The sequence below is a fragment of the Acerihabitans sp. genome (genome assembly GCF_036398755.1).
Lineage (GTDB): Bacteria > Pseudomonadota > Gammaproteobacteria > Enterobacterales > Enterobacteriaceae > Acerihabitans.
The window spans coordinates 57,038-78,056 of the sequence record NZ_DASWOM010000087.1 but is presented as its reverse complement, the minus strand read 5'-3'; the positions used below and the strand labels follow the sequence as shown (position 1 = coordinate 78,056).

General features: G+C 57.0%; 16 protein-coding genes. 2 read left to right on the top strand and 14 right to left on the bottom strand.

Going from position 1 to position 21,019, the window contains the following annotated elements:
- Positions 1 to 293 precede the first annotated feature (293 nt).
- The 3 genes from VGC33_RS14660 to glpE form a co-directional block, all read right to left on the bottom strand.
- Positions 294 to 1,052 carry a DeoR/GlpR family transcriptional regulator gene (locus VGC33_RS14660; RefSeq protein ID WP_331121503.1) on the bottom strand — a complete coding sequence of 253 codons (759 nt, stop codon included), beginning with the start codon at positions 1,050 to 1,052 and terminating at the stop codon, positions 294 to 296.
- Positions 1,053 to 1,076: 24 nt separating this feature from the next.
- Positions 1,077 to 1,922, bottom strand: a complete 846-nt coding sequence (glpG, locus tag VGC33_RS14655; protein WP_331121502.1) for a rhomboid family intramembrane serine protease GlpG — start codon at positions 1,920 to 1,922, stop codon at positions 1,077 to 1,079.
- A 324-nt stretch (positions 1,923 to 2,246) separates the two neighbouring features.
- A complete protein-coding gene (gene glpE / locus VGC33_RS14650) occupies positions 2,247 to 2,579 on the bottom strand; it encodes a thiosulfate sulfurtransferase GlpE (protein ID WP_331121501.1) in 333 nt (110 codons plus the stop codon).
- A gap of 179 nt (positions 2,580 to 2,758) precedes the next feature.
- On the opposite strand from glpE, the gene glpD reads away from it, so the two are divergent.
- Positions 2,759 to 4,270: a glycerol-3-phosphate dehydrogenase gene (gene glpD, locus VGC33_RS14645; RefSeq protein ID WP_331121500.1), complete on the top strand. Its 1,512-nt coding sequence runs from the start codon at positions 2,759 to 2,761 to the stop codon at positions 4,268 to 4,270.
- 299 nt (positions 4,271 to 4,569) lie between these two features.
- Here glpD and glgP read toward each other — a convergent pair whose 3' ends face one another.
- From glgP to asd, 6 genes are all read right to left on the bottom strand, one after another.
- Positions 4,570 to 7,017, bottom strand: coding sequence for a glycogen phosphorylase (gene glgP / locus VGC33_RS14640; protein WP_331121499.1), 2,448 nt, complete (start codon positions 7,015 to 7,017; stop codon positions 4,570 to 4,572).
- A gap of 26 nt (positions 7,018 to 7,043) precedes the next feature.
- Positions 7,044 to 8,474 carry a glycogen synthase GlgA gene (gene glgA / locus VGC33_RS14635; RefSeq protein WP_331121498.1) on the bottom strand — a complete coding sequence of 477 codons (1,431 nt, stop codon included), beginning with the start codon at positions 8,472 to 8,474 and terminating at the stop codon, positions 7,044 to 7,046.
- 51 nt (positions 8,475 to 8,525) lie between these two features.
- Positions 8,526 to 9,812, bottom strand: a complete 1,287-nt coding sequence (glgC, locus tag VGC33_RS14630; protein WP_331121497.1) for a glucose-1-phosphate adenylyltransferase — start codon at positions 9,810 to 9,812, stop codon at positions 8,526 to 8,528.
- Positions 9,813 to 9,825: 13 nt separating this feature from the next.
- A complete protein-coding gene (gene glgX, locus VGC33_RS14625) occupies positions 9,826 to 11,811 on the bottom strand; it encodes a glycogen debranching protein GlgX (RefSeq protein WP_331121496.1) in 1,986 nt (661 codons plus the stop codon).
- Positions 11,811 to 13,994, bottom strand: a complete 2,184-nt coding sequence (gene glgB, locus VGC33_RS14620; protein ID WP_331121495.1) for a 1,4-alpha-glucan branching enzyme — start codon at positions 13,992 to 13,994, stop codon at positions 11,811 to 11,813. Before glgB ends, glgX begins: the two co-directional genes overlap by 1 nt.
- Before the next feature lie 458 nt (positions 13,995 to 14,452).
- Entirely contained in the window at positions 14,453 to 15,556 is a 1,104-nt protein-coding gene (gene asd, locus VGC33_RS14615; RefSeq protein ID WP_331121494.1) for an aspartate-semialdehyde dehydrogenase, read from the bottom strand.
- 209 nt (positions 15,557 to 15,765) lie between these two features.
- Between asd and VGC33_RS14610 the strand changes: the two genes are divergently transcribed.
- Positions 15,766 to 16,359 (top strand): YhgN family NAAT transporter, encoded by a 594-nt coding sequence (locus VGC33_RS14610; protein ID WP_331121493.1) that lies wholly within the window; start codon positions 15,766 to 15,768, stop codon positions 16,357 to 16,359.
- A gap of 98 nt (positions 16,360 to 16,457) precedes the next feature.
- Here the strand turns inward: VGC33_RS14610 and relB are convergent, their stop codons facing one another.
- The 5 genes from relB to VGC33_RS14585 all read right to left on the bottom strand — a co-directional run bounded on the left by relB (position 16,458) and on the right by VGC33_RS14585 (position 20,882).
- On the bottom strand, positions 16,458 to 16,760 hold the full coding sequence (relB, locus tag VGC33_RS14605; protein WP_331121492.1) for a type II toxin-antitoxin system RelB family anti-toxin transcriptional regulator: 303 nt from the start codon (positions 16,758 to 16,760) through the stop codon (positions 16,458 to 16,460).
- A complete protein-coding gene (locus tag VGC33_RS14600) occupies positions 16,744 to 17,127 on the bottom strand; it encodes a type II toxin-antitoxin system RelE/ParE family toxin (RefSeq protein ID WP_331121491.1) in 384 nt (127 codons plus the stop codon). The genes relB and VGC33_RS14600 overlap by 17 nt, the downstream gene beginning before the upstream one ends.
- Before the next feature lie 321 nt (positions 17,128 to 17,448).
- Positions 17,449 to 18,768, bottom strand: a complete 1,320-nt coding sequence (gene gntT / locus VGC33_RS14595) for a gluconate transporter (protein WP_331121490.1) — start codon at positions 18,766 to 18,768, stop codon at positions 17,449 to 17,451.
- Between the two features lie 283 nt (positions 18,769 to 19,051).
- Positions 19,052 to 20,047: a gluconate operon transcriptional repressor GntR gene (gene gntR, locus VGC33_RS14590; protein ID WP_331121540.1), complete on the bottom strand. Its 996-nt coding sequence runs from the start codon at positions 20,045 to 20,047 to the stop codon at positions 19,052 to 19,054.
- Positions 20,048 to 20,186: 139 nt separating this feature from the next.
- On the bottom strand, positions 20,187 to 20,882 hold the full coding sequence (locus tag VGC33_RS14585) for a pirin family protein (RefSeq protein WP_331121489.1): 696 nt from the start codon (positions 20,880 to 20,882) through the stop codon (positions 20,187 to 20,189).
- Between the last annotated feature and the right edge of the window lie 137 nt (positions 20,883 to 21,019).

Here is a 21,019-nt window from a genome sequence, read left to right as displayed (position 1 = left end):
CTGTTGATAAGTTGGTCAACGCCGCAAACGCCCACCAGCCTGGGCGGACGGTCATATTCATCGGATATCGCTACCGGGCGGCCACCGTGGGGAACGGTGGACCCAAGTTATAAGTTATCGTAAAACAACGGGGTTTGTATGTTGTTGATCAAAGAATAGTCAAGGGTGTTGAAAAGCGGTGCGCCGGTAAAACATTTAACTTAATCAGCGAAGACAGACCCTGGCGGGCGCGGCCGGGTAAAGCCGCCGCCCTCCCGTTGGCCAGCCTGGCGGAATGGCGTCATCCGGGCGCGTCAGCAAAGCTCCAGCTTAACCTCGGACTGCTCGATAATGCTCATCACGCTCGGCGGCGGCAGCTCATCGGTAAACAGGAAGTCCACCAGCGACATTTTGCCCAGGTTGACCATGGCGTTACGGCCGAATTTGGAATGATCGGTGACCAGCATGACGCAGCGGGAGTTGTCGATAATCGCCCGTTTGGTGCGCATTTCATGATAATCGAACTCCAGCAGCGATCCGTCCATATCAATACCGCTGATGCCGAGGATGCCGTAATCCAGGCGGAACTGGGAAATAAAATCCAGCGTGGCCTCGCCCATGATGCCGCCGTCGCGGGTGCGCACCTCGCCGCCGGCCAGGATCAGGCGAAAATCCTCCTTGGCGGTCAGCAGCGTGGCGACATTAAGGTTATTGGTCACCACCCGCAGGTTTTTGTGGTTCAGCAGGGCGTGGGCCACCGCCTCGGGAGTAGTGCCGATATCGATGAACAGCGTGGCGCCGTCCGGTATCTGGCTGGCCACCCGCTGGGCGATGCGCGCTTTCTCCGCCGACCACATGATCTTGCGATCCTGGTAAGCCGTATTCACCGAGCTGGACGGCAACGCCGCGCCGCCATGATGACGATGAATTTTATTATGCTCGGCCAAATCATTCAGGTCGCGCCGGATGGTCTGCGGGCTGACCGAAAAATGCTCCACCAACTCTTCAGTACTGACATAACCCTGCTGCCGAACCAAATCAATAATGGCATCATGCCGCTGCGTTTGCTTCACGTTGAATCCTCTGCCGCCTGAACCCTACCGCCGGCGACCGGTCGCGGTCGTATGGCGCGTATCCCAGAAAGCGATTGATAATCCGATGACCAGCCCCGCCACATGGGCGGCATTGGCCATGGCGATACCGAAAATATCGAAATAACCGGCGATAAGCCACAGCAGGGCAAATACAATCACGCCGCGCGGCATCATCAGCGGGCCGTCGGGATTTTTCTCGCCATACCACCAGACATAGCCCATCAAGGCATACACCACGCCGGAAAGACCGCCGAACAGGGCGCCGCTGAAGTGGGACTGCACCACGCCGCTGACCACCGCCGATACCAGGGTCAACACCAAAAGTGTCGTCACGCCGCGATATTTTTCCACCGCGCCGGCGAGATACCACCACCACACTATATTGAACAATAAATGCAGCAGCGAAAAATGCAACAAAATATGGCTTACCCAGCGCCACAACTGCATATAGCGGGACGGACCGGAGGGAAACGCCAGCCAGACCATGACGACATCGTCGCCGAGAATGTTCATTAAAATAAACACCAGCACGCAACCGAGCAATATGCTGATGGTCACCGGCCCCGCCTGGTTGCGCAAAGCCGGCAGCCAGGCGGTACGCTGGTATTGAAACCGGTCCCGGTCGGCGCTGCCGGTGCGCCAGCTCGCCGCCTGGTAACGCGGGTGCGCCGGGTCGAGCAGGAAGATCTCCAGCGCGGCCTCGACCCGCGCCAACGCCTCGTCATCCGCAAGCCATAGCTCGGCTATCCTGCCTTGCTGCTGCATTTCCATCGTCACGCCCTGGGTTTTCATATAATCGATAAAAGCCTGGGCAAGGCGGGCATTGGATAAGGTCGTTACACGGATCATAGCGTTGGGGCGAGTCCTTTATTCATGATAAACCGGCGCCGGCACTCCCGGCGGCATAATATTGGCATAACGCGGGCGGCACGCGCGGCAACGGCGTAATCACCTGATTACAATCATAACATGATCCCGGCGGCTTCCCCTAAACGGCATCAAGGCCTTGGCGTTTTTCACCACCGGAAGAAAGGAAAAGGATTGTTAAGCAGAGGAACAGTATCCGCTCGTGGGAATGGAAAATCGCGAGCGCGTCACAATCGGCGCACCGGCGATTGTCTCCGGTAGAAAAAAGCGTCCCGGGCGGGGGGCAACGCCGGCACGCGGGCCGGGTCAGCCTGCGGTCGGCGCGTCCACGTCTGCGGGAAACGCTTTTTGCCAGGCGTCAAAACCGCCGTCTATACTATAGGCGGCATCAAAACCCTGTTGCAGCAGATATTGCGCCGCGCCTTTGCTGCTGTTGCCGTGATAGCACATCACCATCACCGGCTGGCTCAGGTCGGTTTGTTGCACAAAAACGCCCAAGGTTTCGTTGGTCAGGTGAATCGCGCCAGGCGCATGGCCGACGGCAAAACTCTGCGGATCGCGGATATCCACCAATATCGCGTCGCCCTGCCGCCAGCGTTCGTACGCCTGTTCCACGCTTATTGCCTCGAATTGTTCCATCGCTTGCGTCGCCTCGCTTGTTAACGTCTATTCCACATAATGTAAACATAAATTGTTAGCTGCGTCACGCGTAGACGTTTTTTTCAGCACGGTTCTTGGCGTTGATGTTGGTTTTCGATTACAATTATGAGCGAAAACGAAAATAAAAGAACTGTAACGAGCATCCGGAGGAAGGTAACGTGGAAACCAAAGACTTGATCGTGATCGGCGGCGGCATTAACGGTGCCGGCATCGCGGCTGACGCAGCCGGACGCGGTTTATCCGTACTGCTGCTGGAGGCGGAGGATCTGGCCTGCGCAACCTCTTCCGCCAGTTCAAAACTTATTCATGGCGGCCTGCGCTATCTCGAGCATTATGAGTTCCGCTTGGTCAGCGAAGCGCTGGCGGAACGCGAGGTATTGTTAAAAATGGCGCCGCATATCGCCTTCCCGATGCGTTTTCGCCTGCCGCACCGTCCGCATCTGCGCCCGGCCTGGATGATCCGCATCGGGCTGTTTATGTACGATCACCTGGGCAAACGCACCAGCCTGCCGGCCAGCAAAGGGTTGCGTTTTGGCGCGGATTCAATCCTCAAACCCTCCATCGTGCGCGGTTTTGAATATTCCGACTGCTGGGTGGACGATGCCCGGCTGGTGGTGCTCAACGCGCAGGAAGTGGTGGCCAAGGGCGGCGAGGTACGCACCCGGACCAAGGTCACCCGCGCCTGGCGTGAAAATGGCCTGTGGACGGTGGAAGCGCTGGACGCCATTACCGGGGAGACCCTGAGCTGGCAGGCCAAAGGCCTGGCCAACGCCACCGGCCCGTGGGTAAAGGAATTTATCGACGACAGCCTTAAATTGCCCTCCCAGTACGGTATACGCCTGATCAAAGGCAGCCATATCGTGGTGCCGCGTGTCCATAACGGCCAATATGCCTATATCCTGCAAAACGAAGACCACCGCATCGTGTTCGTCATCCCCTGGATGGACGAATTCTCCATTATCGGCACCACCGACGTGGAATACCACGGCGATCCGAAAGCGGTGCATATCGACGACGGCGAGACCGATTATCTGCTCAACGTGTATAACGCCCATTTCAAGAAACCGCTCAGCCGCGCGGACATCGTCTGGTCCTATTCCGGCGTGCGCCCGCTGTGCGATGACGAGTCCGATTCGCCGCAGGCGGTTACGCGCGACTATACCCTGTCGGTCACCGACGATCACGGCAAGGCTCCCCTGCTGTCGGTGTTCGGCGGCAAGCTGACCACCTACCGCAAACTGGCGGAACACGCGCTGGATAAATTACACAAGTATTATCCCAACGCCAAACACGCCTGGACCAAAGGCGTGGTGCTGCCGGGAGGCGATTTCAACGGCGACCGCGACGACTACGCCGCCCAGCTGCGGCGTAAATATGCCTTTCTGAGCGAAAGCCTGGCGCGCCGCTACAGCCGCACCTACGGCAGCCAAAGCGAGCACATCCTCAAGGGTGCGTCCGCGCTCGCCGAGCTTGGCGAGCATTTCGGCCACGAACTGTATGAAGCGGAGCTGCATTACCTGGTGGAAAAAGAATGGGTGGTGACCCTCGACGACGCCATCTGGCGCCGTACCAAGCTGGGTATGTGGCTGGACGAGGCCGAAAAACAGCATGTGGGCGAATGGCTCGACCAGCACGCCAAGCGAGACAGGAAACTTTCGCTGGCGTCTTGATTTTGCGGCTACAGTAACTTTCCCCCAGAGGGCGATTTAAAAAATCGCCCTCTGTTTTATTCTAAATGAGGGTCATATTACCGCGCCGGCTATAGCTCCCAATGCGGTGGCTGATACCATGGACGTCGGTCCCGGCGAGTGAACCGTATATCATCGTTTTAACCGGGTTTATTCTATCAAAATAGCCTTATCGTGCATTTAATAGGGTAAATCGGAATAACTCATACAAAAAAAGCCGCGCAAAACGCGGCTTGGTATATTTCGATATGAGTAACAGGCCAAAATCGCCAGGCGTTACCCTACAAGCGGATAGGCTTCACATGCCAAATTTCATCGGCATATTCCTGTATCGTCCGGTCCGATGAAAAATAGCCCATACTGGCTATATTCATCACCGTACGCCGCGTCCACTCCTCCGGCTGAAGGTAAAGCTGGTCCACCCGATCCTGGGTATCGACATAGCTGCGATAATCCGCCAGCAGCTGATAATAATCGCCAAAATTCACCAGCGTATCGAACAGATTACGGTAGCGATTGGCATCGCCCGGGCTGAACACGCCGGTGGCGATTTGGGTCAGGGCCTGGTTGAGCTCGGCATCCTGCTCAAAAAACGCCCGCGGGTTATAACCGTCGCGGCGCAGCGCCTCCACCTCCTCGGCGGTATTGCCGAAGATAAAGATATTCTCCTCGCCCATGCGGCTGCCCATTTCGATATTGGCGCCGTCCAGGGTGCCGATGGTCAGCGCGCCGTTAAGCGCGAACTTCATATTACTGGTGCCGGAGGCTTCGGTGCCCGCGAGCGAGATTTGTTCCGACAAATCCGCCGCCGGAATGATCAGCTGCGCCAGGCTGACGCTGTAGTTGGGAATAAACACCACTTTCAGGCGGTTCAAGACCTGCGGATCGCTGTTGATCACCGTCGCCACATCGTTGATTAAATGAATAATCTGTTTGGCCATATGATAGGCGGAGGCCGCTTTGCCAGCGAAAATATTCACCCGCGGCACCCAATCGGCGTCCGGATCCTGTTTAATCCGGTTGTAACGGGTAATGATATGCAGCACATTCATCAGTTGGCGTTTATATTCATGGATACGCTTGATTTGCACATCAAATAACGCCGCCGGATCGACCACCAGGTTAAGCTCTTTGGCCATATAAATCGCCAGCGCCCTTTTATTTTCCAGCTTGGCTTTTTGCACGTCCTGGATAAACGCCGGGAAATCAGTATGGGATTTGATTTCCTCCAGTTGGCTTAAGTCGGTGCGCCACATCTGGCCGATGGTGTTGTCCAGCACCGCCGACAGCGGCCGGTTAGCCAGCGCCAGCCAGCGGCGGGGGGTAACGCCGTTGGTTTTATTGCAAAATTTATCGGGATAGATGCGGGCGAAATCGGCAAACAGCGATTGCACCATCAGGTCCGAATGCAGTTCGGACACGCCGTTGACCTTGTGGCTGGCAATCACCGCCAGCCAGGCCATGCGCACCATGCGCCCGTCGTGTTCGTCAATGATGGATACGCGCGACAGCAGATCGCTGTCGCCGGGGAACCGCTCCTGCACGCCGTTAAGAAAATGATCGTTGATTTCGAAAATGATTTGCAGCTGGCGCGGCAGGATTTTGCCCAGCATATCCACCGGCCACCGCTCCAGCGCTTCGCTCATCAGGGTATGGTTGGTGTAGGAGAACACCTTGCCGACCACATCCCAAGCCTGTTGCCAGGTGAATTTATGTTCGTCGATCAGCAGCCGCATCAGCTCGGGAATGGACAGGACCGGATGGGTATCGTTAAGATGCACCGCGATTTTATCCACCAGGTTGTCGAAGGTCTGGTGCATCATCCAATGGCGGGTGAGAATATCCTGCATGGTGGCCGAGACTAAAAAGTATTCCTGGCGCAGGCGCAATTCGCGGCCTGAATAGGTGGAATCATCCGGGTACAGCACCCTGGAAACATTTTCAGAATAGTTTTTATCTTCCACGGCGGCGAAATAATCGCCCTGGTTGAACTTGCCCAGGTTGATTTCATTACTGGCCTGGGCGCTCCACAGCCTTAAGGTATTGGTGGCGTCGGTATCGAAACCGGGAATAATCTGGTCATAGGCGCAGGCCAGCACTTCCTCGGTCTCCACCCAACGGGTTTTCGCCCCCTCCTGCTGTACCCGGCCGCCGAAACGCACCTTATAGCGGGTCGAGTGGCGGGGAAATTCCCAGGGATTACCGTATTCCAGCCAGTAATCCGGCGACTCCGCCTGCTGGCCATTGATAATATTCTGCTTGAACATGCCGTATTCATAACGAATGCCATAGCCCCGTCCCGGCAGCGCCAGCGTCGCCATCGAATCAAGGAAACAGGCCGCCAGCCTCCCCAGGCCTCCGTTGCCCAGCCCCGGGTCATTTTCCTCCTGCAACAGGTCGTCGAGCTCAAAGCCCATATCATCCAGGGCGGCTTTGGTGTCGTCGTAAATCCCCATCGCCAGCAGCGCATTGGACAGCGTGCGCCCGAGCAGAAATTCCATCGACAGGTAATACACCTGGCGCACGTCCTGCGACAGCTGGGCGCGATTGGAGCGCAGCCAGCGCTCCACCATGCGGTCCCGAACCGCCAGCAGCGTCGCATTCAGCCACTCATGTTTATTGGCGGCGGACGGGTCTTTACCGATGGTGAACATCAGCTTATACGCGATTGAATGTTTCAGCGCCTCAACGCTGAGGGTGGGTGACGCATAAATAAACGGAGAGTTCATGGCATTCATTCCCAATCAGTGGATATCTACAAGCGTTGATAAAGAGACTGATAAGCCCGGGCGGCGACATGCCAACTGAAATCCAAACCCATCGCCTGACGCTGGACATAACGCCACAGGGCAGGCCTTGACCATAACACAAAAGCGCGGCGAATGGCCCGCTGCAACGCGCTGGCGGTAGCATCCTCGAACACGAACCCGCTGGCGATGCCGTCGGACAGATTCTCAAGCGAACTGTCGGTCACCGTATCCGCCAACCCGCCGGTGCGACGTACCAGCGGCAGGGTGCCGTATTTAAGGCCGTAAAGCTGCGTCAGGCCGCAGGGCTCGAAGCGGCTCGGCACCATAATCACGTCCGCGCCGCCGATAATGCGATGGGAAAACGCCTCGTGATACCCCAACTGTACCCCCACCTGGCTGGGATATTCCGCCGCCGCCGCCAGGAAACCCTGTTGCAGATTGGCGTCGCCGGCGCCCAGCAGCGTCAGCTGGCCGCCCTGATCCAGCAGGTCCGGCAGGACTTCCAGCACCAGGTCCAGCCCCTTCTGGCTGGTCAGGCGGCTGACCACGGCGAACAGCGGCACCTTTTCATCCACCGTCAGTCCCATGGCGGTTTGCAGATGGCGCTTATTGTTGACTTTCGCCTCCAGCACATCCCGGTTGTAGCGCGTGGACAGCATGGCGTCATGGGTGGGGTTCCAGATAGCGTCGTCCACGCCGTTGAGAATACCGGTAAGCCGCCCCTGGGACTGCAGCGATGCCAATAATCCCTCCATACCGTAGCCGTAGGCCGGCTGGGTGATTTCCCGCGCATAGGTGGGGCTGACGGTGGTGACGTGATCGGCATAGAACAGCCCGGCTTTCAGATAGGAAATCTGGCCGAAAAACTCCATGCCGTAGGTCTGGAAATAGTCGTCCGGCAGGCCCAGTTCCGGCATATGGCGGGCGTTGAACAACCCCTGGTAGGCCAGGTTATGCACGGTAAACACCGATTTCGCCGGCCGTCCCTTGGCCGCCAGATAGGCGCAGGTCAGCCCGGCGTGCCAGTCATGGGCCTGGACGATATCCGGTTGCCAGGCCCGATCCAGCCCGCCGGCCATTTCAGCCCCGACCCAGCCCAATAGCGCAAACCGCAGGTAGTTATCCATATAGGCATACTGATCCTGGTCATGGTATGGACTGCCGGGACGATCGTAGAGATCGGGCGCATCGATAAGATAGATGCCCACGCCATTGAAGCGGCCGTATAACAGCGTGACGCGGCGTGAAAACACGTCGAATTCGTTGACCACGCGGGTATCCGGGATACCTTTGCGCAAGTCTGGAAACGCCGGCAACAACACCCGGACGTCATCCCCTTCCACAATCTGAGCCGCGGGTAACGCCCCGACCACATCTGCCAGTCCCCCGGTTTTCAACAAGGGAAACAGTTCAGAACACACATGTAAAACCTGCATTATCGCTCCCGTTAAGGCTTATTATTTTTGACTGTATGGCTACAGGTCTTCCTAATTGACGTTTGCCAACATCTTTCGTGTTACCAGTACGATTCCTTCCTCAGAGCGATAGAATCGTCGTTCATCGTCCGCGGCGTTTTCACCGATCACCATGCCTTCAGGTATTTCGCAGGCGCGGTCGATAATGCACCGTCGCAGCCGGCAAGAGCGTCCCACGATCACATCGGGTAAAATCACCGCGCCGTCCAGCGTGCAGAACGAATTGACGCGCACGCGGGGAAACAGCACCGAATGCGTGACATGCGCGCCGGACAGGATGCAACCGCCGGAGACCAGTGAGTTCAGGGTGACGCCGTGATTACCGGCGCGGTCCTGGACAAATTTGGCCGGCGGCAACGGTTCCATATGCGTGCGTATCGGCCAGTTTTGATCGTACATATCCAGTTCCGGGGTTACCGAAGCCAGGTCCAGGTTCGCGCGCCAGTACGCGTCCAGCGTGCCGACGTCGCGCCAATAGGGCGGGGTCTCGTCATCTTCCGCGGAAGAGACGCAGGAAAGGGTAAAGGGATGCGCCCAGGCTTCGCCCAGGGCGGTAATCTTCGGAATGATATCCTTGCCGAAGTCGTGATTGGATCCTTCGGTGCGCATGTCCTCTTCCAGCAGGGCAAACAGGTAGTCGGCATCAAACACGTAGATGCCCATGCTGGCCAGCGCCAAATCCGGGAAGCCGGGCATGGCCGGCGGTTCAGGCGGTTTTTCGACAAAGTCCAGCACCCGGTATTCATCATCGACCGCCATCACGCCAAAGTCCCTGCCCTCCAGGCGCGGCACCGGCAGGCAGGCCACGGTGCATTTGGCGCCCTTTTCCACATGATCGATAAGCAGGCGGGAGTAATCCATTTTATAAATATGATCGCCGGCCAGGATCACGATGTATTTGGCGCGATAGCGCCGGATGATATCCAGGTTTTGCGATACGGCGTCCGCCGTGCCGCGATACCAGTGCTCGGTGGCAAAACGCTGCTGCGCCGGCAGCAGATCGACAAATTCGTTCATCTCCTCGTTGAGGAAAGACCAGCCGCGCTGGATATGCTGCACCAGGGTATGGGACTGGTATTGGGTGATGACGCCTATCCGGCGGATACCCGAATTCAGGCAGTTGGAGAGCGCGAAATCAATGATACGGAATTTACCGCCAAAATGGACCGCGGGCTTGGCTCGCTTGGCCGTCAGATCTTTTAACCGCGAACCGCGCCCGCCCGCCAGGATTAGCGCAACGGACTGGATCGGCAATTGTCTGGCCAGCATCACCGGGTCACTACCTTCATACCTAACCATCGCCGACTCCTTATTATTGTTTTACCAGCACATTAACCGTACGGGGCGCCACCGGTAAGCGGCGCTCCGGTCCCGGTTGCCATGGGCGTTGAAACGGTGCCGTCAGCGCCCAACTCCCTTCAGGTAAGGTCATTTCACAGGCTTTTGTAGTGGCGTTGATCACAAACAGGTAATCTTGTGACAGACGTATTTGCAATCGATGCTCGCCCCGCTCCCACTCCTGCGGGTCCAGCGCCTTGCCGTGCTCGTTCAGCCATTCGACCGTTTGCGGGTCGTTTTCCCGCCACCAGCGGTTTTCCGTGAGGGCGGGAATAGCTTGGCGCAGGCGGATAAGTCCGGCGGTATACCCTATCAATCCGCTATCCGCGCGTTGCCAGTCCAGCCAGGTCAGCGCATTGTCCTGGCAATAGGCATTATTATTGCCCTGCTGACTATGGCCGAATTCGTCCCCGGCCAGCAGCATCGGCGTACCTTGCGACAGCAACAGCGTCGCCAGCAGCGCGCGCTGGCTGGCGTTGCGTCGTTCCCGGATGTCCAGCCCGGCGTCCAGTCCTTCAAAACCGTGGTTATCGCTATGGTTATCCCAGGCGCCGTCGCGATTGTCCTCGCCATTGGCCTGGTTATGTTTTTCGCCAAAGCTGACCAGGTCGCGCAAGGTAAAACCATCATGGGCGGTCAGCATATTGACCGTGGCGCAGGGTAAGCGCCCCGCGCGGTCAAACAGGTCGCTGGAGGCGGCGAAGCGGCGGGCGAACGCCCCGGGCGCCAGGTCGCCGCGCAGCCAGAAACGGCGCGTCTCGTCGCGAAAACGGTCGTTCCATTCGGCGAACGGCGGCGGGAAAGCGCCGACCTGATAGCCGCCGGGGCCGATATCCCAGGGTTCGGCGATAAGTTTGCAGCCGTTCAGCGCCGGATGTTCGCGCAACGCCGCGAATAAGCGCGCTGCGGCGCTGAATTCAGGCGTGCGCCCCAGCACCGTGCCTAAATCAAAACGAAAGCCGTCGACGTGGCACGCCTGCCGCCAAAAGCGCAGGCAGTCCAGCACCCAGGCGGTGACATCGGGGTTATCGAGGCGCAGCGTATTGCCGCAACCGGTCCAGTTTTGATAATCCCCGCCCTCGTCGAGCCAATACCAGCCGGGGTTGTCAATGCCACGCATCGATAACACCGGGCCGCTCAGGTCCAGCTCGGCGCTGTGGTTGAACACCATGTCCAGGATGACTTCAATGCCCGCCTGGTGCAGGGCCGCGACCATGGCGCGGAATTCATCCAGCGCCGACAGGCCCTGGCGGCCGCTGGCGTAATCCGGTTCCACCGCAAAGGGCGCCAGTACGTTGTAGCCCCAGTAATTGCGCAGCCCCAGGCGTTGCAAACGCGGTTCATCCGCGTGCTGCTGCACCGGCAGCAGTTCAATGGCGGTAATGCCCAGCTCACGCAAATAGGCGATCATCACCGGATGGGCCAAGCCGGCGTAGGTGCCGCGCAGTCCCTCGGGAATACCGGGATGCAGCCGGGTCAGGCCGCGCACATGGGCTTCGTAAATCACCGTCTTGCCCCAGGGCGTCGCCGGCGGCTTATCGTCCCCCCAGTCATAGCGCTCATCCACCACCAGGCTTTTCGGCGCCGCCCCGGCGCTGTCGGCCCCGTTAAGCGTGGCGCCGGGGTCATACAACGACGGATGGTCGCCTACCGCGCCGTCCAGAGCGCGGGCGCAGGGATCGATCAGCAGTTTGGCGGGATTAAAGCGCAGGCCTTTTTCCGGCTCAAACGCGCCGTATACCCGATAGCCATAGCGCTGGCCGGGTTTGGCGCCCGCCAGGTAGCCATGCCAACGATTACCGCTACGCCCCGTCAGCTCGACCTGCCTTTCATTGCCATTCGCGTCAAACAGGCATAACACCACGCGTTCGGCATGGGCTGAATACAGGCTGAAGTTAACGCCATTGCCGTCAAAACTGGCCCCCATCGGGTCGGCGGAACCTGCGGGCAGTGTCTCCATTAACTCTCCCGTACCAGGAAGATCGTCGCCAGAGGCGGCACGGTCAGCAATAGCGAGTGTTCCCGATGATGGCAGGGAATATTTTCGCTGTGCAGCTCGCCGCTGTTGCCCATGTTGCTGCCGTTGTAGTAATGGGAATCGGTATTAAGCACCTCGCGCCAGCGCCCGGGAGACGGGATGCCGATGCGATAGCCCGGCCGCGGCACCGGGGTAAAGTTGCTGACCACGATCATTTCGCCGCCGCTGGCGTCGCGGCGCAGGAAAGCGAACACCGAGTTTTCGCTGTCGTCCGCCACCAGCCATTCAAATCCGTTATAGCGATAATCCACTTCATAGAGCGGCGCGTGGCTGCGGTAGCAATGGTTTAAATCGCGCACCAGCCGCTGCACGCCGCTGTGCATACCGTCCGGGTCGTCCAGCAGATGCCAGTCGAGACTCATGTCATGGTTCCACTCGCGCAGCTGGGCGAACTCATTGCCCATAAACAGCAGCTTTTTGCCGGGATGTCCCCACATAAAGCCGTAATAAGCGCGCACATTGGCGAATTTCTGCCACATATCGCCGGGCATGCGATTAAGTATGGAATGTTTGCCGTGCACCACTTCATCATGGGACAGCGGCAGCACGAAGTTCTCGCTGTAGGCGTATACCATGCTGAACGTCATCTGGTGGTGATGGTATTTGCGGTGCACCGGATCGAGCTGCATATAGTCCAGCGTGTCGTTCATCCAGCCCATATTCCATTTGTAATGGAACCCCAGGCCGCCGTTTTCCGGCGGCGCGGTGACGCCGGAAAACGACGTGGATTCCTCGGCCACGGTGATGGCGCCATCGCGCTGGGTGCCGACGGTATGGTTGGTATAGCGCAGGAAGGCTATCGCCTCGAGGTTTTCGTTGCCGCCATAATGGTTAGGCACCCACTGACCCGCCGGACGGCTGTAGTCCCGGTAGATCATCGAGGCCACCGCGTCGACGCGCAAACCGTCGATGCCGTACCTTTCCAGCCAGAACAGGGCGTTGCCCGCCAGGAAGTTGCGCACCTCGTTGCGGCCGTAGTTATAGATTAGCGTGTTCCAATCCTGGTGCAGGCCTTCGCGCGGGTCGGCGTATTCATATAAAGAGGTACCGTCAAATTTCGCCAGGCCGAATTCGTCGCCGGGAAAATGACCGGGCACCCAGTCGAGCAGTACGTTAATGCCCGCCCGGTGGGCGGCGTCAATCAATACCCGGAAATCCTCCGGCGTGCCGAACCGGCGGGTGGGCGCGTAGATGCCGAGCGGCTGGTAGCCCCAACTGCCGTCAAAGGGATGCTCGTTGATCGGCAGTAGTTCAATATGGGTAAAACCCATATATTTGACATAACCGACCAGTTGCTCCGCCAGCTCCAGGTAACTCAGCCAGAAATTATCGTCGGCATGGCGCCGCCAGGATCCCAGATGCACTTCATAGATGGAAATCGGCTGGTTAAAGGTATTGGCCGCGTTCCTGGCCTCATCCGTCGCCACCACCGGCGGCAAACCACGGGTCAGGGAGGCGGTTTCCGGGCGCATTTGCGCCTCGAACGCATAGGGGTCGGCTTTTAGGCGCGTTTCTCCGTTGCAATCGATAATTTCATATTTATACAGTTGCCCAATGGTCACGGACGGCAGAAAGAGTTCCCAAATGCCGTTTTCGCGCCGCTGGCGCATGGGATGCCGGCGGCCGTCCCAATAATTAAACTCGCCCACCACCGATACGCGCTGGGCATTGGGCGCCCACACGGCAAAACGGATCCCCGCCACGCCATCAAGCTCGTCGGGATGCGCGCCGAGACGTTCATAAGGGCGAAGATGCGTGCCTTCCGCCAGCAGCCAGCTGTCGATATCCTGTAATAGCGGCCCGAAACGATACGGGTCTTCGATAATGTAGGTATGTTCATGCCAGGTGACGGCTAATTGATAGGTAAAGGGTTTTTTACGCCGGCCTAATTGCGCCATAAACAGACCACGGGCGTCTTCGCAGGTTAATTCTGTGACCTTGCGCCCATTTTTTTTATCAATAAGCGTTACCGCGCTGGCGTCCGGTAATAACGCGCGCACCACCAGCCCTTCGCTGGTCTGATGCATGCCTAATAATGAAAATGGATCGGCATAACGGCCGGAAACCAATGCTGTAATGACCTCATGGTCGGGAAATCCTGACATGGCGTTATTCCTTTGATTACTCCATGAAATAAATGAATATTTCCAAAAAAAATTACCAAATGTTTAAACCACCCCATGGTTTCGTTAAGGCACGGCCCCCACGACGGCAGAGCCGGCGCGGGGGCATGGAAACGGTGCAGAGATCCCAGGAAGCATTGATTAGATCTTGTGCGTAATCATAGATCTCACAATAATAAGCATAGACAAAGGTTTAAAAGAAAGAATAACCCAAATGATGAAAAATTTAATTATTCAATAAGCTATTGAAAAACTTTGAGTTAGAAAAAAAGATTCTCATATTAATCATGGTAATATGAAAATAAGGCATTGCGAAAAAGTTAAAAAAGTGAAATTTTTAAACTTAATAATTTTGTTTTATGTTAACGCGGGGAAATAGCGGTAGTGGTCGACGCCCATCCGTCCGTGAACGGACAGGCATTTTTGTCGCAAGTGTCTTATCAGGCCAAAAAGCGCAGCATGCGCCGCAATGGTTCCGCCGCACCCCACAACAATTGATCGCCCACGGTAAACGCGGAAAGGTATTCCGGCCCCATGTTAAGTTTACGCAGCCGTCCGACCGGCGTGTTTAAGGTCCCGGTGACGGCGGCAGGCGTTAATTCCCGCATCGATAGCTCACGATCGTTGGGCACCACCTTGACCCAGTCGTTGTGGGTGGCCAGCATTTGCTCGATTTCAGGCAGCCCGACGTTGCGTTTCAATTTGAGGGTAAACGCCTGGCTATGGCAACGCAGCGCGCCGACGCGCACGCACAGGCCGTCCACCGGAATCACCCGGCTGGTGTTCAGGATTTTATTGGTTTCGGCCTGGCCCTTCCACTCTTCACGGCTTTGGCCGTTGTCGAGCTGCTTGTCTATCCACGGGATCAGGCTGCCGGCCAGCGGCACGCCGAAGTTATCGACAGGCAGCGTGCCGCTGCGGGTTAGCGTGGTCACTTTACGTTCAATATCCAAAATGGCCGAGGCGGGATCCTGCAACTCTTTAGCCACCACATTATGCAGTTGGCCCATTTGCACCAGCAGTTCGCGCATATGACGCGCACCGCCGCCGGAAGCGGCCTGATAGGTGGCGACGGAGACCCAGTCCACCAGATCGTGGGCGAACAGGCCGCCCAGCGACATCAGCATCAGGCTGACGGTGCAGTTGCCGCCGACAAAGGTTTTGACGCCGTCGTTCAGGCCTTGCTGGATCACCGCCTGGTTCACCGGGTCCAGGATGATGATGGCGTCGTCCTGCATGCGCAGCGACGAGGCCGCGTCGATCCAATATCCCTGCCAGCCGATTTCCTTGAGCTTGGGGTAGATTTCGTTGGTATAATCGCCGCCCTGGCAGGTAACGATAATATCCAGGGCGCTGAGCGCGTCCAGATCAAAGGCATCCTGCAACGTCCCCTGCTGCCCGCCGAATACCGGCGCGGCCTGGCCATGTTGGGAGGTTGAGAAGAATACCGGACGGATGGCGTCAAAATCGCGTTCCTGGTTCATGCGTTGCATGAGCACCGAACCGACCATACCGCGCCAGCCAATAAAACCAACGTTTTTCATGTTAACTGTCCTGCCTTGGAGGGTGACAAAGGATATTCAGGCATAAGCCGCGGCATCAACGCGCAGGCTATACAATGACCACCTTACAAAATGTGGTCGAATAGCTGCAAGCGAAATTAATCGATAAGGAAAACTTTTTCAGCAGCGATGCTAATAATCATCCCGGATGGAGGCGTCAGGGGAAAAAAAACTGGAAAAAAGAGGCAATAATGACTGAAATGATTTCGGCAACCGTGTTGCTGTTTTTAATTATGGATCCGCTGGGCAATTTACCGATTTTTATGTCGGTATTAAAACACCTTGAACCGAAACGGCGCCGCGCGATTGTGATCCGCGAGCTGCTGATCGCTTTATTGCTGATGCTGCTGTTTTTGTTTGCCGGGGAAAAGATCCTTTCTTTTCTTAACCTGCGTTCAGAAACCGTGTCGATCTCCGGCGGCATCATTATGTTCCTGATTGCCATTAAAATGATTTTTCCGTCGCAGGAGGGCAACAGCAGCGGATTGCCGGCCGGCGAAGAGCCCTTCCTGGTGCCGCTGGCCATTCCGCTGGTGGCCGGGCCGTCGATTCTTGCCACCCTGATGCTGTTGTCGCATCAATTTCCGCACCAGATTAATCATCTGGTGGTGGCATTGCTGATAGCCTGGGGGATGTCGGTATTTATCCTGATGCAATCGTCGCTGTTTATCCGCTTGTTGGGCGACAAGGGCGTCAACGCGCTGGAAAGGCTGATGGGTCTGCTGCTGGTGATGCTGTCCACGCAAATGTTCCTGGATGGCGTGCGGGTCTATTTGCGCAGTTAGCGACGTGACTCTCCACGATGATTATCTGCTGTGATTGCAGCCCAGGTCCAGTGTTGGGGATTTTCGCGCCAGCCACCTTATTCCACGCCAGATGCGTGTCATAGAATGGCTTCCAGCCCCTTATCGGCGATGACATTAAGCAGCTTGAGGGCCGGCCCGGCGGGACGGGTATCGCCCTGTTCCCATTTGCGCACGGTCGAGGCCGTGGTATTTAGGTGATGTGCAAATACCGGCTGACTAAAATTCAGACTGTCGCGCAGGCGCTTAATATCAATAGCGCTGAACTCCCGCACCTCGGTTGGGCAGATGGCGTCGAACTCGCGCATCGTCACCTTGCTGATGGCGCCTGCTTTATGCAGCGCGGCTAAATCGCCGCGCAAAGATTCAGTTATCTTGCTCACCGCAAAATACCTCCTGTAGCACGCCGGATTCAAGTGCTTTCACTACGTTTTCGGCTAAGAGATCCAAAAATACACTGCCGGCAAACTGCAGCGCCCTTTTTTCGTCCAGAGTAATGTTAGCTTTATCGTTTTTCGGAAACCCATGCAGAAATATATAACGACTGCCGGCCCGCGCCGAAAGGAGGGTGCGATAGCCACCGCTCTTGCCGCCGCCTGGACGCGCTACCCGCTTCTTAAAAAGCAATCCCCCCCGGTCCGCGTCAATCAGACCGCGTTGCATCTCCGCAACTGCCTTGCATAAGGCGGCATCAGGTAACTTTTCACCAGCTTGCCACCGCGCAAACTCCCTGCGCTTAAGAATGCTCATGTCATCTCACTCCAGAAGTGTACCCCTAACGGGCATGATTTGCCACTTTTTTTTACTCTGCCCGGTGTGCTGATATAGCGCTATAGTGGGTGGTAGGGATCATGGCGCACGTCCGATAGCCCAGGGCGATGGTCAAGTTTAACCGTTTTATCGTGAGGCTTGCATCGCGCTTCGTCGGGTTTGAAATGGAAATGCGATGCTCGTTAGGGTTAGCGTGAAACGATAGTTTTGTGAAATAAAAAAAGGGCCGCTGGATGCGCCCCTTCGGTTGCTGGCAAACCGGTGCTTAGGCTTGCCGCGGGGAGGATGGGTAAAGAGAGTTTACGAAATTGCCATATTCATCAGCAGGCAACCCGCCAGGCCGCAGACCGAAATAATGGTTTCCAGCGCCGACCAGGATTTGATGGTTTCCAGAATGGTCAGGTTGAAATATTCCTTGAACAGCCAAAAGCCCGGATCGTTAACGTGGGAGAAAATCACGCTGCCCGACCCGACGGCAATCACCATCAGTTCCGGGCTGGCGCCGGTGGTGGCAATCAGCGGCGCGGCGATGCCGCCGGCGGTGATGGCGGCAACCGTGGCGGAACCGAGGGCGATACGCAGCACGGCGGCGATGGTCCAGGCCAGCAGCAATGGTGAAACAGAGCTGCCTTCCATCAGCGAGGCAATATAATTACCGACGCCGCTGTCCACCAGGACCTGCTTAAATGCGCCGCCGCCGCCGATAATCAACAGGATCATGGCGATAATCTTGATGGAATCGCTGATGGTTTCCATTACCTGATCCACGCTACGGCCACGATTGATGCCGAAGGTGAAGATGGCGATAAGCACGGAAATCAGGGTTGCCATGATCGGATCGCCAAAAAATTCGGCGTAAGGCAGGATGGGATGCCCGGCCGGCAACGCCATCTCGGCCACGGCGCGCAGCGCCATCAGCACCACGGGGACCAGCGCGGTCCAAACGCTGACCGCGAAGCTCGGCATTTCTTTTTCGGTAAAGATTTTCGGATTGTACAAGCCTTCCGGCACCGGCTTATCAATCCCTTTCAGGAACCGGCTGTATACCGGTCCGGCCAGGATCACCGTGGGCACCGCCAGAATGGCGCCGTACAGCAGGGTCTTGCCCATATCCGCATGGAAGATGGTGGCGATGGCGGTCGGCCCCGGATGCGGCGGCAGAAAACCATGGGTTACCGATAACGCGGCCGCCATCGGCACGCCGACATACAGCAGCGGAATGCGCGCCGTCGCCGCCAGGCTGAAAACCAGCGGCAGCATCAGCACAAAACCGATTTCATAAAACAGGGCAAAACCCACGGTAAAACCGGTGACCACCACCGCCCATTGGATATTCTGTTTGCCGAACTTATCAATCAGCGTGGTGGCGATACGCTGCGCGCCGCCGCAATCCGCCAGCAGTTTTCCCAGCATGGCGCCAAAACCGATGATCAACGCCAGGCTGCCCAAGGTACCGCCGACCCCGTTCTTGATGGAAACCAGTACCTTGCTGACCGGCATACCCTCAAGCACGCCGACAATCAGCGCCACCAGAATTAGAGCAATAAAACCATTCAGTTTGAAACGAATCATCAGCAACAGCAGCAACGCCACGCCGATAGCAACGATAAAGAGCGGCATAAAAAGTCCTCAATGGCTTTTTCCCGGCAAGCATATGAAATGCCCTGCCTTCGAATAGTTATGCGTTTGGGTTAGTGATGCGCAAGACGGAGAAATCCCCGGCCAACCGTAAGAGCATAGTGTGTATCGCAATGTTACCGGTATCATGATACGGGTAACATCGGGATAAGGAATCCACCCGGCGGACAAAATTAACGTTTTGGGAGGTAGATCATAATTATGATGAGATAAAATGACGCAACGATGAATTAGCGGGGCGCAAAAACGCGATTAACACGAAAGTTTAAATACTATCGCCGGGCAAAAGCGTGAAACCGACATCGGTCTTCAGCGGGTCGACCGTCTCGCCACGCAGGCGGGCCAGGAGTTTTTCAGCGCTCAGGCGGCCCATTTCCTCGCGGGGGGTGAGTACGCTTGCCAGCCGGGGCCGCATCGCCTGGCCGACATCGTGACCGTGGAAACCGGCGATCGCCATATCCTCGGGGATACGCAGCCCCTGGCGCTGGCATTCAAACACCGCGCCGATGGCCAGGTCATCGTTGGTGCAGATAATACTGTCCATCGCGGGATATTCGCGCCGGGCCTGGCGCAGCAGCTCGGCGCCGGTGGAATAAGAAGACGATTCGGTAATCATCACGCTATGGGTCGGCAAGCCCTGTTCTTTCATGGCCTGCTCATAGCCGCGCTGTTTGATAATCGTACGCTCATCCAGGCGGGCGCCGAAATACACCACGTGACGATGACCGCGCGAAATGATATGCAGGGTCATTTGCCGCGCCGCCTCGAAGTTGTCGAACCCTACGGCGATATCCAGGCAGGGAGAAACGCTGTCCATAATCTCCACCACCGGGATGCCGGCCACTTCAATCATCTTCAGGGTACGCGGGGTATGGGTGCGCTCGGCTAGAATCAGGCCGTCGATGTTATAGCTCAGCAGCGAGGTCAGGCGTAATTCTTCGGTTTCGGGCTGGTAGCCGTAATGGGCCAGCATGGTCTGGTAGCCATGGGCGTCGGTAACCGTTTCGATGCCGCGCAGCACTTCGGCGAATACCTGGTTGGTCAGGGAAGGCAGCAACACGCCGATGGCCCGGCTGGTAGCATTGGAAAGGATATCCGGCGCCCGGTTGGGAATATAGCCCAGCTCATCAAGGGAGTGGGCGATTTTGAGCTGCAATGCCTCCGAAACCAGCGCCGGATTGCGCAGATAGCGGCTGACCGTCATTTTAGTGACGCCGACTTTATCGGCAACATCCTGAAGTCCCGGTCTTTTTTTCTTGATTGGCGACATGACGGCTCCTACCTGGAATGGACGGAGTTTAGCAAAAAAATGACGCGTCGAGTATGTTTATCCACAGGCGTAGCCGGCCGAGGGCAAAAATAAAGCGGGCCGAAGCCCGCTTACGGTGGATTAAACGCGATCAAACCGGCGGCAGGTCGAAAATCAGGATTTCGCTATCCCGCCCCGCCTTGAGGGTCAAGGCGGCTTCGTCCCAAACGGCTAGCGCATCGCTGGCGCCGGCCTGTTGGCCATTGATATCCAGTTCTCCGCGCACCACCTGGATCCAGACGCGCCGTCCCGGCGCCACCGCCAGCGTTTCCTGCTGGCCGCCGGTCAACGCCCAGCGCGACAGGGTCATATCCTGGAACACCTTTAGCGAACCGTCGCGCGCATCCGGCGACAGCACCAGTTGCCGGCCCTGCGGGGCGTCAAAGCGGCGCTGTTCATAACGCGGCGCCAGGCCGGTCTGCTGCGGGATAATCCAGATTTGGTATAAATGCAGCGCCTTGTCGTCACGACCGTTATATTCCGAATGACGGACCCCGGTGCCGGCGCTCATGATCTGGAATTCCCCGGCATGGATTTGTTCTTTATTGCCCATGCTGTCCTGATGCTCAACGGTTCCGTCCAGCACATAGGTCAGGATTTCCATATCCTTATGCGGATGGGTTCCAAAACCCTTGCCCTGGGCGATGCGGTCTTCGTTTATCACCCGCAGCGCGGAAAAGCCCATGTATTTGGCGTCATAATAGTCGGCAAAAGAAAATGTGTGCCAGCTATCAAGCCAACCATGGTTGGCGTGGCCGCGGTCATTGGCTGCTCTTAAGAAAATCATGTTCAAGTCTCCTCAACGTTTTTTTCTAGTCTAGACCTACGCTGGGAATATAAAAGGGTAAAAAACTCATCGCTCTGTTCAAAAAAATTGAATGTATATGGCGGCCTGATTCAGCAGTTTTGCGGGTAGGATATCAC

What these genes read in the sequence shown, in the direction of transcription:
- glpG (WP_331121502.1), bottom strand. Translation starts at nt 1,922, where the DNA reads ATGATCCGTGTAACGACCTTATCCAATGCCCGCCTTGCCCAGGCTTTT.
- glpE (WP_331121501.1), bottom strand. Translation starts at nt 2,579, where the DNA reads ATGGAACAATTCGAGGCAATAAGCGTGGAACAGGCGTACGAACGCTGG.
- glgP (WP_331121499.1), bottom strand. Translation starts at nt 7,017, where the DNA reads ATGAACTCTCCGTTTATTTATGCGTCACCCACCCTCAGCGTTGAGGCG.
- glgA (WP_331121498.1), bottom strand. Translation starts at nt 8,474, where the DNA reads ATGCAGGTTTTACATGTGTGTTCTGAACTGTTTCCCTTGTTGAAAACC.
- glgC (WP_331121497.1), bottom strand. Translation starts at nt 9,812, where the DNA reads ATGGTTAGGTATGAAGGTAGTGACCCGGTGATGCTGGCCAGACAATTG.
- glgX (WP_331121496.1), bottom strand. Translation starts at nt 11,811, where the DNA reads ATGGAGACACTGCCCGCAGGTTCCGCCGACCCGATGGGGGCCAGTTTT.
- glgB (WP_331121495.1), bottom strand. Translation starts at nt 13,994, where the DNA reads ATGTCAGGATTTCCCGACCATGAGGTCATTACAGCATTGGTTTCCGGC.
- asd (WP_331121494.1), bottom strand. Translation starts at nt 15,556, where the DNA reads ATGAAAAACGTTGGTTTTATTGGCTGGCGCGGTATGGTCGGTTCGGTG.
- VGC33_RS14610 (WP_331121493.1), top strand. Translation starts at nt 15,766, where the DNA reads ATGACTGAAATGATTTCGGCAACCGTGTTGCTGTTTTTAATTATGGAT.
- VGC33_RS14600 (WP_331121491.1), bottom strand. Translation starts at nt 17,127, where the DNA reads ATGAGCATTCTTAAGCGCAGGGAGTTTGCGCGGTGGCAAGCTGGTGAA.
- gntT (WP_331121490.1), bottom strand. Translation starts at nt 18,768, where the DNA reads ATGCCGCTCTTTATCGTTGCTATCGGCGTGGCGTTGCTGCTGTTGCTG.
- VGC33_RS14585 (WP_331121489.1), bottom strand. Translation starts at nt 20,882, where the DNA reads ATGATTTTCTTAAGAGCAGCCAATGACCGCGGCCACGCCAACCATGGT.